Raw genomic sequence first — 13,925 nt, 5'->3', positions numbered from 1 at the left:
GTGCCCACCATATTCCAACGCGCACAAAGGTGGTGGGCACGCTTCCGCCTTCGCTCTTCGAGCTACGGCGGACAAGTCGCTTTGCCCAGCCTACGAAGCTACGATCCCTTACTCCGCGGCCTCCGCGTAATCGCTCACCGGCGGGCACGAGCACACCAGGTTGCGGTCGCCGTAGACGTTGTCGACGCGGCCGACCGGGCACCAATATTTGTCGGTGCGCGAGGTGCCCGCGGGGAAGCAGCCCTCGGCGCGGGTGTAGGCGCGCTTCCAGTCGTCATCCGCGATGTCGTGCACGGTGTGCGGGGCGTGGCGCAAAGGCGAAGCCTCGATCTTGAAGCGGCCGGCCTCGACCTCGGCGATCTCCTTCCGGATCGCGATCATGGCGTCGCAGAACCGATCCAGCTCCGCCTTCGATTCCGATTCGGTCGGCTCGATCATCAGCGTGCCCGGCACCGGAAAGCTCATGGTGGGGGCATGGAAGCCGTAATCGATCAGGCGCTTGGCGATGTCGTCCACGGTGACGCCTGAGGTCGTCTTCAGCGGGCGGGGATCGACGATGCACTCATGTGCGACGCGGCCCTTCGCGTTCTTGTAGAGCACCGGGAAGTGCGCATCGAGGCGCGCGGCAATGTAGTTGGCGTTGAGGATCGCGATTTCGGTTGCGCGCTTCAAGCCGTCGCCGCCCATCATCAGAATGTAGATGTAGGAGATGGTGAGGATCGACGCCGAGCCGAACGGCGCGGCCGAGACCGGGCCGACCGGAGCTTCGGCTTGCGTCGCCGGGTGACCGGGCAGGAACGGCGCGAGATGCGCCTTCACGCCGATCGGGCCCATGCCGGGGCCGCCGCCGCCATGCGGGATGCAGAAGGTCTTGTGCAGGTTGAGATGGCTGACGTCGGCGCCGTAATCGCCGGGCCGGGATAGGCCGACCTGCGCATTGAGGTTGGCGCCGTCCAGATAGACCTGGCCGCCATGGCCGTGGACGATGTCGCAGATCTCGCGGATGTGCTCCTCGAACACGCCATGCGTCGAGGGATAGGTGATCATCACCGCGGCGAGATCTTTCGAGTGCTTCTCGGCCTTGGCGCGGAGATCGTTGACGTCGACGTCGCCGTTCTTCTCGCAGGCGACCACCACCACGTCCATGCCGACCATCGCGGCCGAAGCCGGATTGGTGCCGTGGGCGGAGGAGGGGATCAGGCAGATTTTTCGGTGCGCCTCGCCGCGCGCGGCATGATAGCCGCGGATCGCGAGCAGTCCGGCGTATTCGCCCTGCGCGCCCGAATTCGGCTGCAGCGAGATCGCGTCATAGCCGGTGATATCGCACAACCACTTTTCCAGCCGCGCGAACAGCGCGTGGTAACCCTTGGCCTGCTCACGCGGCGCGAACGGATGCAAGGACCCGAACTCCGGCCAGGTCAGCGGCATCATCTCGGTGGTCGCGTTCAGCTTCATCGTGCAGGAGCCGAGCGGGATCATGGCGCGGTCGAGCGCGAGGTCGCGATCGCTGAGCTTGCGCATGTAGCGCAGCATCTCGGTTTCCGAGCGATGCGCGTGGAACACGGGATGGGTGAGGAAGGCGGTGGTGCGCTTGAGCGACTCCGGCAGCGCCTCGCGCGTGGTGGCGTCGATCTCGGCGTAAACAAGCGTGCCGCCGAACGCGCGCCAGACCGCCTCGACGGTCGCCGGGGTCGTGGTCTCATCGAGCGCGACGCGGAGCGCGGTGTCGCCAACGCCGAGGTTGATCTTCTCGGCGGTAGCGCGCGCGACGATCTCGGCGCGCTTGGCACCGGCGTCCACGCTGAGCGTGTCGAAGAAGCTATCCGACTGCGGCGCAAAGCCGAGCTTGCGCAAGCCCGCTGCGAGCACGGCGGCGCGGCGATGCACGTTGCGCGCGATCTGCGCAAGCCCCTCGGGGCCGTGATAGACCGCGTACATCGAGGCGATTACGGCGAGCAGCACCTGCGCGGTGCAGATGTTGGAGGTCGCCTTCTCGCGGCGGATGTGCTGCTCGCGGGTCTGCAGCGCGAGGCGATAGGCCGGCATCCCGCGCGAGTCCACGGAGAGGCCGACGATGCGGCCGGGCAGCGAGCGCTTCAGCGCATCGCGCACCGCCATATAGGCCGCGTGCGGGCCGCCATAACCCATCGGCACGCCAAAACGTTGCGCCGAGCCGATCGCGATGTCGGCGCCAAGCTCGCCGGGCGAGGCGAGCAGCGTCAGGGCCAAGAGATCGGCGGCAACGATCGCGAGCGCGCCCTTGGCCTTCAACGTCGCGATCGCGGGCCTGAGGTCATGCACGGCGCCCGAGGAGCCCGGATATTGCAGCAGCGCACCGAGCACGTCTGATTTGTCGAGATCGGCGAGGGGATCGCCGACGATCAGGGTCCAGCCCAGCGGCTCGGCGCGGGTGCGCATCACAGCCAGCGTCTGCGGATGGACGTCCTTGTCGACGAAGAAGGCCTTGGCTTCGACCCGTGAGTGCCGCTCCGCGAGCGCCATCGCTTCCGCCGCGGCGGTCGCTTCATCCAGCAGCGAGGCGTTGGCGACGTCGAGACCGGTGAGATCGCAGATCATGGTCTGGAAGTTGAGCAGCGCCTCCAGCCGGCCCTGGCTGATCTCGGGCTGATAGGGCGTGTAGGCCGTGTACCAGGCCGGGTTCTCCAAAATGTTGCGCTGGATCACCGCGGGCAAAATCGTGCCGGAATAGCCCTGGCCGATCAGCGAGGTGAAGACCTGGTTCTCTCGCGCGAGCTCGGCCATATGCGCGATCGCCTCGGTCTCGCTCAAGGGCTTGCCGAGATCGAGCGGAGCGGTCTGCCGGATCGAGGCCGGCAGCGTCTCCGCCATCAGGGCGTCCACGCTCTTGGCGCCGACGGCCTCCAGCATTGCGGTGACGTCGCGCGCCGACGGGCCGATGTGGCGGCGAACGAAGGTGGCGGCGGTGTCGCCATTGGATTTGCGGTGCGCGGTCATCATGGGTCCTCGCTTTAGATTTCGCTGTCGCCGTCATGCCCCGTGAAGGCGGGGCATCCAGTAAACGCAGGCGTCACGGCTTGAGCCGAGAAGCCGCGGCGTACTGGATCACCCGCCCGAGTGCGCAGTGCGCACAAGGCGGGTGATGACACCGAATATGAGGTCAGAGTTCGCTTCATCTCACGCCGTGTGGGCCTTGTAGGCGGCTTCATCCATGAGGCCGCCGAGCTCGCTCTTGTCGGCAATTTTGATCTTGAAGAACCACGCCTTGCCTTGCGCGTCCGAGTTCACCAGCGCCGGCTCGGCGGCGAGCGCGTCGTTGGTCTCGAGCACCTCGCCGGTGACAGGCGCGTAGACGTCGGAGGCGGCCTTCACCGATTCCACGACGGCGGCGGCTTCCGCCTTCTTCAGGGCACGGCCGGCTTTGGGCAGCTCGACGAACACGACGTCGCCGAGCTGCGACTGCGCGTAGTCGGTGATGCCGACGGTGGCGACGTCGCCGTCGATGGCCAGCCATTCGTGGTCGGAGGTGTACAGCGTCGTGGTCATTGTCTTGTCCTCAGCGTTTGTAGGTGTTTTTCACGAAAGGCATGGCGGCGACCGTGAGCGGCAGCCGCTGGCCGCGCACCTCGGCGAAGAGTTTTGTATCGAGCGCGCTCGATGCCGTAGGCACGTAGCCCATCGCGACCGGCGCATTCAGGCTCGGGCCGAAGCCGCCCGAGGTGACCTTTCCGATCGGCTCGCCGCCGGCGTCATCCGCAAACAGCAGCGCGCCCTCGCGCACCGGCGCGCGGCCTTCCGTGCGCAGGCCGACCCGGCGGCGGCTCGCGCCGTTATCGAAATGAGCGAGGATCGCATCGGCGCCGGGAAAGCCGCCGGTGCGCGCGCCGCCGCTGCGGCGGCTCTTCTGCACCGACCATTCCAGCGCGGCCTCGACCGGCGTGGTGGCGGTGTCGATGTCGTGGCCGTAGAGGCAGAGCCCGGCTTCCAGCCGCAGGCTGTCGCGGGCCCCTAAGCCGATCGGCATCACATCGGGATTGTCCAGCAGCGTTTTGGCGAGGCGCTCGGCATCGGCCGCGGGGACCGAAATCTCGAACCCGTCCTCGCCGGTGTAGCCGGAGCGCGAGACGAAGCAGTCGAGGCCGGCGACCTTGTGCGGACCGGCGTCCATGAACTTCATGGAGGGCGCCTCTGCACACAATTTCGCCAGCACCGCTTCCGCTTTCGGGCCCTGCAGCGCGATCAGGGCGCGGTCTTGAAGCGAATCGATGATGCAGTCGCCCGAGAGATGCGCGCGCAGATGCGCCTCGTCCGCTTCCTTGCAGGCGGCGTTGACGACCAGGAACAGGTGATCGCCGAAATTGGCGACCATCAGATCGTCGAGAATGCCGCCGTCCGGATTGGTGAACTGGGCATAGCGCTGCCGTCCCGGGGCGATCGCCACGATGTCCTGCGGCACCAGCCGCTCCAGCGCGCGGGCGGCGTCCTCGACCTTGCCCGACTTCGGCCGAAGCGCGAGCTGGCCCATGTGGGAGACGTCGAACAGGCCGGCCTGGCTACGGGTATGGAGGTGCTCTTTCAGGACGCCCGCGGGGTACTGTACGGGCATGTCATAGCCCGCGAACGGCACCATCTTGCCGCCGAGGGAGACATGAAGCCCGTGAAGGGGCGTACGTTTGAGGGAATCTTGGTCGTCGCGCGCAAGCATTACGGGGCCCTCGGCGGTTCCCCGGGGACGATTCCCCGGTAGCAACCAGTCGAAGCCCCATCTGTCGCTGTGCCTGAGAGTATTATCCCGTCGGCGGACGCTGTCCGGGCTATACCCGTCGGCGCCTCTTTCCAGATGTCGTCAAAGCCACGCGGTCCTTTTGCCTGAGAGTTTCCGGGGCGGTTGCTCCTTCGGCGCCGGCACCAAAGCCGGTCTCTCCCGACGTGGCCGTACGATACAGATGGGTACAGACCACAGCCCGGCCAAGCCTGTCAACGCGCACTTGGCGGCTTTCAACGGGATTGCAAACGGGATTGCGCGCCTGCGGCAACTCACTGATCTCCTTGCACAGTTTCTGGACAGCGCAGCTGGCCTTGTCTAAAAGCGCTTTGACCCGCAGATATCAGCCCAAATGCCCGGTTTGGATGGCGTATCGCGGGTCCAAGCACACCCGATTGGATGAACATGAGCGGCGTCAACGAGATCAGGTCGACCTTTCTGAACTTCTTCGCCGAGAACGGCCACGAGATCGTGTCCTCCTCGCCATTGGTGCCGCGCAACGATCCGACGTTGATGTTCACCAATGCCGGCATGGTGCAGTTCAAGAACGTCTTCACCGGCGTCGAGAAGCGGCCCTATCAGCGCGCCACCACGTCGCAGAAATGCGTGCGCGCCGGCGGCAAGCACAACGACCTCGACAATGTCGGCTACACCGCGCGCCATCTCACCTTCTTCGAGATGCTCGGCAATTTCTCGTTCGGCGACTATTTCAAGGAGCGCGCGATCGAGCTGGCCTGGACCCTGATCACGCGGGAGTTCGGGCTCAAGAAAGACAAGCTGCTCGTCACCGTCTACCACACCGACGACGAGGCGGCGGGGCTGTGGAAGAAGATCGCGGGTTTCTCCGACGACCGCATCATCCGCATCCCGACCTCGGACAATTTCTGGGCGATGGGCGACACCGGGCCGTGCGGCCCGTGCTCGGAGATCTTCATCGACCGCGGCGACCACATCTGGGGCGGACCTCCGGGCTCGCCGGAAGAGGACGGCGATCGCTTCCTCGAATTCTGGAATCTCGTGTTCATGCAATACGAGCAGGTGACGAAGGAGGAGCGCGTGGATCTGCCGCGTCCCTCGATCGACACCGGCATGGGGCTGGAGCGCATGGCCTGCATCATGCAGGGCGTCGACAGCGTGTTCGAGACCGACCTGTTCCGCCATCTGATCGACGCGACCGCGTCCGCGCTCGGCAGCGGGCCGAACGAGCAGACCGTCGCCTCGTTCCGCGTCATCGCCGACCATCTGCGCTCCTCGGCCTTCCTCGTCGCCGACGGCGTGCTGCCCTCGAACGAGGGCCGCGGCTATGTGCTGCGCCGGATCATGCGCCGCGCGATGCGCCATGCGCAGCTGCTGGGTGCGAAAGAGCCGCTGATGCACCGCCTGGTCTGGGCGCTGGTCCGCGAGATGGGCCAGGCCTATCCCGACCTGATGCGCGCGGAAAACCTGATCGAGGAAACGCTGCGGCTGGAAGAGACCCGCTTCCGCAAGACGCTGGTGCGCGGCCTTGCCATCCTCGACGAGAAGAGCGCGTCCCTGAAGAAAGGCGACATGTTCGACGGCGACGTCGCCTTCACGCTGTACGACACCTACGGCTTCCCGCTGGATCTGACGCAGGACGCGCTGAAGTCGCGCGGCATCGGCGTGGATCAAGCTTCGTTCACCGACGCGATGGAGCGCCAGAAGGCCAAGGCGCGCGAGTCCTGGAAGGGTTCGGGCGAGGCGGCTTCCGAAGCGATCTGGTTTCCGCTGCGCGAGAAGCTCGGGGCCACCGAATTCCTGGGCTATGAGACCGAGAGCGCCGAAGGCGTGGTCTCCGCGCTGGTGAAGGACGGACAGGAAACCGCGAGCCTCAAGGCCGGCGAGACCGGCGCGATCGTGCTCAACCAGACGCCGTTCTACGCGGAGTCCGGCGGCCAGGTCGGCGACACCGGCGTGCTCAGCGGCGAAGGCGGCATCAAGTTCCGCGTCACCGACACGCAGAAGAAGCTCGGCGATCTCTTCGTCCACGTCGGCACCGTGGAGAGCGGCGAGCTGAAGCTCGGCACCGCGCTGCAACTCGAGGTCGATCACGGCAGGCGCTCCTCGATCCGCGCGCACCATTCGGCGACGCATCTCATCCACGAGGCGCTGCGCCAGGTGCTCGGCGACCACATCGCCCAGCGCGGCTCGATGGTCGCGCCCGACCGCCTGCGCTTCGACTTCGTGCACCCGAAGCCGATCACGGCGGAAGAGCTTGCCCGCGTCGAGGACATCGCCAACGACGTGGTGCTGGAGAACGACGAGGTCACCACCCGCGTCATGGGCGTGGACGAGGCCCGCGAGGCCGGCGCGCGCGCGCTGTTCGGCGAAAAGTATGGCGACGAGGTCCGCGTCGTCTCGATGGGCCGGACCGCGCGGGAGCGCGGCACCAACGCGCTCGGCTGGTCCGTCGAGCTCTGCGGCGGCACCCATGTGAAGCGCACCGGCGACATCGGCCTGATCACGCTGACCGGCGAGAGCGCGGTCGCCTCCGGCGTGCGCCGCATCGAGGCGCTGACCGGCAACTACGCGCGCAGGCACGCCAACGAGACCATGGCGCTGGCGAAGACCGCGGCCAACGAGCTGCGCACCTCGATCGACGACGTCCCGGCGCGCATCACAGCCCTGATGGAGGAGCGCAAGAAGCTCGAGCGCGAGCTCTCTGACGCCCGCAAGAAGCTCGCGATGGGAGGCGGTACATCCGTCGGGAACGGCGCAGCCGCAGGCGTGCGTGAGGTCGGCGACGTCAAGCTGATGGCGCGCGCGGTCGAGGGCATCGAGATGAAGGATCTCAAGAGCCTTGCGGACGACGGCAAGAAGCAGATCGGCTCCGGCGTGGTCGCCATCGTCGGCGTCACCGAGGACGGCAAGGCCGGGATCGTGGTCGGCGTCACCGCCGATCTCACCGCGCGCTTCAATGCCGTGAACCTGGTGCGCGTCGCCTCCGAGGCGCTCGGCGGCAAGGGCGGCGGCGGCCGGCCCGACATGGCGCAGGCTGGCGGTCCCGATGGCGCCAAGGCGCCCGAGGCGCTCGCGGCGATCGAAAAAGCGATGGCAGGCGCGTAAACGGCCATGCGCCTCGTTCCGCGAGGACGTGGCTCGGCCGATCCCAACCTAAGGGATCGCCTGTACGAATTGCTGGAGCACGATCCGCTCGCCTACTCGATCGGGTCGCGCTTCATCCAGGTGATCATCAGCGTCATCGTGCTCGACGTGGTCGCGATGATCCTCGCCTCGGTGCCGGAGCTCGACGCGCGGTTCGACACGCTGTTCAGCGCGGTCGCCGTCCTCGCCGTCATCGTGTTCGCGCTCGAATATCTGGCGCGGCTGTGGACCGTGGCGGGGCACACCCAGCGCAACGGCTCCGCGCTGTCCGACCGGCTCTCTTATGCCTTCTCCGCGCTCGGCATCATCGACCTCATGGCGTTCCTGCCGGCCGCGATCGTGCTGGCCACCGGCCGGCACGCGACGCTGGCTGGGCTCGGCGTGCTGCCGTTCTTCAAGCTGATCCGTTATTCGCCGGCGATGCGCTCGCTGCTCGCGGCCATCCATGCCGAGCGGCGTGCGCTGATCGGCTGCATCGTCATCCTGATCGGTGTGGTACTGACCTTCGCCTCGCTGCTCTACGCCATCGAGCGTGATGTGCAGCCCAGCAAGCTCGGCACCATTCCGGACGCGATGTGGTGGGCAATCGTGACGCTCGGCACCGTCGGCTATGGCGACGTCGTGCCGGTGACGCCGCTCGGAAAATTCATCTCGGTGTTCGCGATCATCTCAGGCTTCGCCATGATCGCGCTGCCGGTCGCGATCATCTCGACCGCCTTCGCCGAGGAGGTGAGGCGGCGCGATTTCGTGGTGACTTGGGGCATGCTGGCGCGGGTGCCACTGTTCTCGCATCTTTCGGCCGCGGAGATCGCCGACATCATGCGGCTGCTCCGCGCCCGCACCATCGAGCAGGGCGAGATATTGGTGCGCCGTGGCGATACCGCCTCGTCGATGTATTTCATCACTGCCGGCGAGGTCGAGATCACGCTGCCGAGCCAGCAGGTGCGCCTCACCGACGGCACCTTCTTCGGCGAGATCGCGCTGCTACATAAGACCAAGCGCAGCGGCACGGTTACGGCGACGCGCAAGACGCGGCTGCTCGTGCTCGACGCCCAGGATTTTCACGCGCTGATCGAGCGCATGCCGACGCTCGCCGCCCACGTCCACCAGACCGCGAAGGCACGGCTCGAGGAGACCGGCGATCTTGCGGCGGCAGAATTGGCGCAGGCGGAGCGCGACGACACCGCCCCCTAAGCGGTCAGCCCTTCTTCAGGAAAATGTAGTCGGCCGAGTAGGGCGCGCTTTTGAAATCGCCGGCCTTGTCGCAAGAACCCTCGAGCTTGCCGCCGTGGGTGTTGATGCGCTGGACGGTGGTGACCGGCGTCAGGATGCCGCTGCCGCGGCGGGAGGCGACTTCCAGCTTGAGCCAGGGGATATCGGCGGCGGTTGCGCCCGGCGCGTTGCCAATGGCCTTGCCGACCACGGCGCTGCTGTCGGCCAGCTCCCAGTTCGGACCGGCGTAGTGACGGCCGACGGTCTTGCCCTCGGACAGCAACGTCGCGACCGGTTCGCGGAAGGCCCAGGCGAGCTTGCCGTCGGCGGCGGCCTTGCACTCATAGACTTGCGCGCCCTCGGCGTGGACGCTGAGCACGGCGGTCTCGCCGAGGGCCAGGATCGCTGCTGGCAGAGTGTAAAGCTTGAGTTGTCCGCGTGGCGCCTCGGTCGATTCGGGCTCCGCAGCTCCGGCCGGTCCGATCAGGGCCGCTAGCAGCAGGGTGGAGGCAGCAAGCTTGATGAACATGATGGTCTCCGCAAAAGCTCTCAAAAAGAAACGGGCCGCGCTTTGGCGCGGCCCGTGATGATGTCTGGCCCAGTCGGGCGAAATTGCGGACGATGGCTTACGCCAACGCTTTCGTGAGATTCTCCGCGACCTTGTCCAGGAAGCCGGTGGTCGAGAGCCAGCGCTGGTCGGCACCGACCAGCAGTGCGAGGTCCTTGGTCATGTAGCCTTCCTCGACGGTGTCGACGCAGACCTTCTCCAGGGTGCTCGCGAACTTGGCGAGCTCGGCATTGTTGTCGAGCTTGGCGCGATGCGACAGGCCGCGGGTCCAGGCGAAGATCGACGCGATCGAGTTGGTCGAGGTCTCCTTGCCCTTCTGGTGCTCGCGGTAGTGGCGGGTCACCGTGCCGTGGGCGGCTTCGGCTTCCACGGTCTTGCCGTCGGGGGTGAGCAGCACCGAGGTCATCAGGCCGAGCGAGCCGTAGCCCTGCGCGACCGTGTCGGACTGCACGTCGCCGTCGTAGTTCTTACAGGCCCAGACATAGCCGCCGGACCATTTCAGCGCCGAGGCCACCATGTCGTCGATCAGGCGGTGCTCGTAGGTCAGGCCCTTGGCCTCGAATTCCTTTTTGAACTCGCGGTCGTAGATGTCCTGGAAGATGTCCTTGAAGCGGCCGTCATAGACCTTGAGGATGGTGTTCTTGGTCGAGAGGTAGACCGGGTAGTTGCGCAGCAGCCCGTAGTTCAACGAGGCGCGGGCGAAGTCGATGATGGAATCGTCGAGATTGTACATCTGCATCGCGACGCCGGCGCCCGGGGTCTTGAACACTTCCTTCTCGATGACGGTGCCGTCCTCGCCGACGAACTTCATCGTCAGCGTGCCCTTGCCGGGGAACTTGATGTCGGTGGCGCGGTACTGGTCGCCATAGGCGTGGCGGCCGATGATGATCGGCTTGGTCCAGCCGGGAACGAGGCGCGGCACGTTCTTGCAGATGATCGGCTCGCGGAAGATCACGCCGCCGAGAATGTTGCGGATGGTGCCGTTCGGCGACTTCCACATCTGCTTGAGGTTGAACTCCTTCACCCGGGCCTCGTCCGGGGTGATGGTGGCGCACTTGACGCCGACGCCGACCTTCTTGATGGCCTCGGCGGCGTCGATGGTCACCTGATCGTTGGTTTCGTCGCGGTACTCCATGCCCAGGTCGAAATAGAGCAGCTCGACATCGAGGTACGGGTTGATCAGCTTGTCCTTGATGTACTGCCAGATGATCCGGGTCATCTCGTCGCCATCCAGTTCGACGACGGGGTTGGACACCTTGATTTTTGCCATGATCGGGGAAGCCTCTTGGGAACGGCGCTTTGGCGCGCCACGGGAATATCCGCCGCCTCTTAGCACCGGACTGCAGCGGGCGAAAGCCAAGGGATTATGCACTTTTAGCTCATCCAGCTTGCCCAGATGGGGGGCGGGGCGGGCCCTGCCGCGGGGGCGGGCCTCAGGCTTCAGAAGAGATTCAAAAGTCGAATCCAACCCGTTATTTCCCTTGAGAATTTCGTCAGGACAGGCAAACGACAGGCGAACGGGCAGCCGGCCCCAACGGATCGGGGCAGGCCGGCTTTGAATCAATTCCTGAAGAGCGCCTTGCCAAGGCCTTGAGAACCAGTGTGAAAGCGAAGCGAGATGTCGGGGACTGACAAGACCAAGGCGGGCCTTTCCCTCGACGGTCCCATCGTGATCCTGGTCGAGCCGCAGCTTGGCGAAAACATCGGCATGGCCGCGCGCGCCATGGGCAATTTTGCGCTCAGCCGATTGCGCATCGTCAATCCCCGCGACGGCTGGCCCAACATCGCCGCCCAGCGCGCCGCGGCCGGCGCCGACTATATTCTGGAAAAGGTCGAATTGTTCGACACGGTCGGCGAGGCGGTCGCAGATCTCGACCTGCTGTTCGCCACCACCGCGCGTCCCCATGACCAGGCCAAGCCGGTGGTCGGGCCGGAGGCAGCCGCGGCCGAGATCTCGGGTCACGTCGCGACCGGGGGCAAGGCCGGCATCCTGTTCGGCCGCGAGCGCTGGGGGCTGACCAACGAGGAGGTCGGGCTCTCGAATCGCATCATCACCTTCCCGGTCAATCCGGGCTTTGCCTCGCTCAACCTCGCCCAGGCCGTGCTGCTGGTCGGCTATGAATGGTTCAAGCGGGCAACGTCAGGCGAGCTGCCGCACAGCATGCCCGAGCGCTCCGAGCGCGCCTCGCAGCACCAGATGCAGGCCTTCTTCGACAACCTCATCCGCGAGCTCGACCGGGTCGAATTCCTCCGCCCGGCCGAGAAGCGCGACACCATGCTGGTCAACCTGCGCAACATCTTCAGCCGGATGGAGCCGACCAAGCAGGACATGCACACCCTGCACGGGGTGGTGATGGCGATCGCGGAAGGGCGCAAGGGCCCGGCCAAGGGCGGCGTGCTCGACGGCGAGCAGGCCACGCGCCTGCGCGCGCTGCTGGCCGAGCACGGCCAGGGCGGCGGCGTGCCCGACAGCGGCTCGACGGTGCGCGGGCTCGCCCGCCTGCTCCGCCGCAACCCGACCGACGCCGAGCGCCTGCTCTGGCAGGCCCTGACCCGCGACCGCCGCTTCGCAGGAGGGTTCAAGCGCCAGACCCCGGTCGGCCGGCACATTCCCGATTTCGTCTCGTTCCCGCACCGGATCGCGATCGAGCTGGTCAACCCGGGCGAGGGCGAGACCATCGCGGCTGATCGTGCTGGCCGGCGGACGTGGCTGGAGGCGCGCGACTATCGCGTGCTGGAGATCCGGGCAGCGGACGTGGAGCGCGATCTCGAGGCGGAGCTGGTGCGGTTGCAGGGGATGATCGAGCAAAGCGCATAGGTCTCGTAGGGTGGGCAAAGCGACTTGTCCGCCGTAGCTCGAAGAGCGGAGGCGGAAGCGTGCTCAACATGTCGCTCGACAAAGCCGAGACAGAAGTCGTGGGCACGGCGCTACGTGCCTTTGCCCACCCTACGGGATCGCGCTTGTGGGGTGGGTCAGTCGTACTGCGTCAGGCGGCGCTTGCGACAGGGCCCTTCGCGCCGCTCTGCTGCAGCCGACGTAACGCGGCGAGGTTGGTCTCGACCGAGGCCAGGCAGCAACGCGATTTGCCGCCTGACTTCGCCTCGTAAAGTGCTGCATCGGCGACCGCGAGCAATTCCTCGACTTCGGCGCCATGATCCGGCGACATCGCAATGCCGACGCTGGCGCCGACGCCGGCGCGCACCTCGCCGCCGAGCTCATAGGAGACGGCAACCTCGCTGATGAGGCGGTATCCCGCCTCCTGGGCCATTTCGGCCGTGACGCCGTCGACGAGCACGACGAACTCGTCGCCGCCCATCCGGGCGACCACGGCGCCGTCCGGCAGCGCCCGGCGCACGCGCCCGGCCACCGCTTTCAGCACCTCGTCGCCCGCCGCGTGTCCGAACGTGTCGTTGACCGGTTTGAAGTCGTCGAGATCGAAGAACATCACAGCGAACCGTCGTTCGGCGTGGGCGCCAAGTCTGGCGCTGAGTGCCTCGACGAAGCCCGCGCGATTGAGCAGCCCCGTGAGTGCATCATGATGCGCGCGATGGCTGTTCTCGCGTTCGGCGCGCATGGTGGTGATCAGCATCCGATTGAGGCGGAAGGCGGCGGCCGTCATCGCGGCCAGATACATCGGCACCTGGAGGTAGACGATGTAGAACAGCGGCTCGCCCGCGAACGCGGCGCCGGGGATGATGGGACCGAGGCTCAGCAGGATCATGGTCCCGGCCAGCCGCGGCGCGCCGAAATTGCGGAAGCAGATGCCGCCGACCATCGCCGCCGCCGAGAGCGAGGCCAGCATGGCGACGACCCAGTCCCCGCTGGCCAGGCTGGCAACGACGCCAAATCCAACGCTGGCGCTCCAGGCGACCGCGAGCAGGAGATGAAGGTCGGTTGGCGTCGGGCGGTGGGCACGCGCCCTGCGATGCGCGCTGACGAGCACGGCGAGGCGGGCCAGGCAGATCGCGATCTCCATGACCAGCCAGACAATGAATGGTGCAGTCTGCTTGCGGCCAGCGATCACGGCGGCGACGGCAATGGTGTTGACGGCGCCGGCAGCAAAAACCGGCAGCGATCCATAGAGCTGGACAATGAGCGCGGCGCGGATGTCGTCGGGAACACCTAGCCCCGGCTCGGCGAGCCAGCGTGTCAGGCGCCAGCGTGGCGCACTGTAGAGTCCCTCGTCCGATTGCATTGCAGAGCGTCCCCGTATTCCGGGCGCCAACAACGATGACCGCTCCTAACAAGCCTTTTAAGACAGCCATCGATTGCCGGGC

The 13,925-nt window shown here is 66.4% G+C and carries 9 protein-coding genes and 1 riboswitch; of the genes, 3 read left to right on the top strand and 6 right to left on the bottom strand.

Annotated elements, in window-relative coordinates; all coding sequences use genetic code 11:
* Nucleotides 1-108: 108 nt before the first annotated feature.
* The 3 genes from gcvP to gcvT form a co-directional block, all read right to left on the bottom strand.
* Nucleotides 109-2,976, bottom strand: a complete 2,868-nt coding sequence (gene gcvP / locus ABIB95_RS09545; RefSeq protein ID WP_354239102.1) for an aminomethyl-transferring glycine dehydrogenase — start codon at nt 2,974-2,976, stop codon at nt 109-111.
* 180 nt (nt 2,977-3,156) lie between these two features.
* On the bottom strand, nt 3,157-3,525 hold the full coding sequence (gene gcvH / locus ABIB95_RS09540) for a glycine cleavage system protein GcvH (protein ID WP_247309315.1): 369 nt from the start codon (nt 3,523-3,525) through the stop codon (nt 3,157-3,159).
* 10 nt (nt 3,526-3,535) lie between these two features.
* Nucleotides 3,536-4,684 (bottom strand): glycine cleavage system aminomethyltransferase GcvT, encoded by a 1,149-nt coding sequence (gene gcvT, locus ABIB95_RS09535; RefSeq protein WP_354238912.1) that lies wholly within the window; start codon nt 4,682-4,684, stop codon nt 3,536-3,538.
* 143 nt (nt 4,685-4,827) lie between these two features.
* A riboswitch (glycine riboswitch) is annotated at nt 4,828-4,916 on the bottom strand.
* A gap of 233 nt (nt 4,917-5,149) precedes the next feature.
* On the opposite strand from gcvT, the gene alaS reads away from it, so the two are divergent.
* On the top strand, nt 5,150-7,828 hold the full coding sequence (gene alaS, locus ABIB95_RS09530) for an alanine--tRNA ligase (protein ID WP_354238910.1): 2,679 nt from the start codon (nt 5,150-5,152) through the stop codon (nt 7,826-7,828).
* 6 nt (nt 7,829-7,834) lie between these two features.
* The gene (locus tag ABIB95_RS09525; protein WP_354238908.1) at nt 7,835-9,061 is read left to right on the top strand and encodes a cyclic nucleotide-gated ion channel; all 1,227 of its coding nucleotides are present in this window, start codon (nt 7,835-7,837) and stop codon (nt 9,059-9,061) included.
* Between the two features lie 4 nt (nt 9,062-9,065).
* Here the strand turns inward: ABIB95_RS09525 and ABIB95_RS09520 are convergent, their stop codons facing one another.
* Both ABIB95_RS09520 and ABIB95_RS09515 read right to left on the bottom strand, forming a co-directional pair.
* Complete coding sequence (locus ABIB95_RS09520) at nt 9,066-9,608, bottom strand: DUF3455 domain-containing protein (protein WP_166342522.1); 543 nt, start codon at nt 9,606-9,608, stop codon at nt 9,066-9,068.
* 97 nt (nt 9,609-9,705) lie between these two features.
* Nucleotides 9,706-10,917, bottom strand: a complete 1,212-nt coding sequence (locus tag ABIB95_RS09515) for an NADP-dependent isocitrate dehydrogenase (protein WP_166342521.1) — start codon at nt 10,915-10,917, stop codon at nt 9,706-9,708.
* Nucleotides 10,918-11,265: 348 nt separating this feature from the next.
* Here ABIB95_RS09515 and ABIB95_RS09510 point away from each other — a divergent pair, with 348 nt between their 5' ends.
* Nucleotides 11,266-12,465, top strand: coding sequence for a TrmJ/YjtD family RNA methyltransferase (locus ABIB95_RS09510; protein ID WP_354238906.1), 1,200 nt, complete (start codon nt 11,266-11,268; stop codon nt 12,463-12,465).
* Between the two features lie 169 nt (nt 12,466-12,634).
* On the opposite strand, the gene ABIB95_RS09505 is transcribed toward ABIB95_RS09510, so the two are convergent.
* A complete protein-coding gene (locus ABIB95_RS09505; RefSeq protein WP_354238904.1) occupies nt 12,635-13,843 on the bottom strand; it encodes a diguanylate cyclase domain-containing protein in 1,209 nt (402 codons plus the stop codon).
* Between the last annotated feature and the right edge of the window lie 82 nt (nt 13,844-13,925).

The sequence above is a fragment of the Bradyrhizobium sp. LA2.1 genome (assembly GCF_040547725.1).
GTDB lineage: Bacteria > Pseudomonadota > Alphaproteobacteria > Rhizobiales > Xanthobacteraceae > Bradyrhizobium > Bradyrhizobium barranii.
The sequence above is the reverse complement of the archived record's forward strand: the minus strand, read 5'-3'. Positions and strand labels throughout refer to the sequence as shown.

Coding starts and splice junctions, on each gene's coding strand:
- gcvP (WP_354239102.1), bottom strand. CDS start 2,976: ATGACCGCGCACCGCAAATCCAATGGCGACACCGCCGCCACCTTCGTT.
- gcvH (WP_247309315.1), bottom strand. CDS start 3,525: ATGACCACGACGCTGTACACCTCCGACCACGAATGGCTGGCCATCGAC.
- gcvT (WP_354238912.1), bottom strand. CDS start 4,684: ATGCTTGCGCGCGACGACCAAGATTCCCTCAAACGTACGCCCCTTCAC.
- alaS (WP_354238910.1), top strand. CDS start 5,150: ATGAGCGGCGTCAACGAGATCAGGTCGACCTTTCTGAACTTCTTCGCC.
- ABIB95_RS09525 (WP_354238908.1), top strand. CDS start 7,835: ATGCGCCTCGTTCCGCGAGGACGTGGCTCGGCCGATCCCAACCTAAGG.
- ABIB95_RS09520 (WP_166342522.1), bottom strand. CDS start 9,608: ATGTTCATCAAGCTTGCTGCCTCCACCCTGCTGCTAGCGGCCCTGATC.
- ABIB95_RS09515 (WP_166342521.1), bottom strand. CDS start 10,917: ATGGCAAAAATCAAGGTGTCCAACCCCGTCGTCGAACTGGATGGCGAC.
- ABIB95_RS09510 (WP_354238906.1), top strand. CDS start 11,266: ATGTCGGGGACTGACAAGACCAAGGCGGGCCTTTCCCTCGACGGTCCC.
- ABIB95_RS09505 (WP_354238904.1), bottom strand. CDS start 13,843: ATGCAATCGGACGAGGGACTCTACAGTGCGCCACGCTGGCGCCTGACA.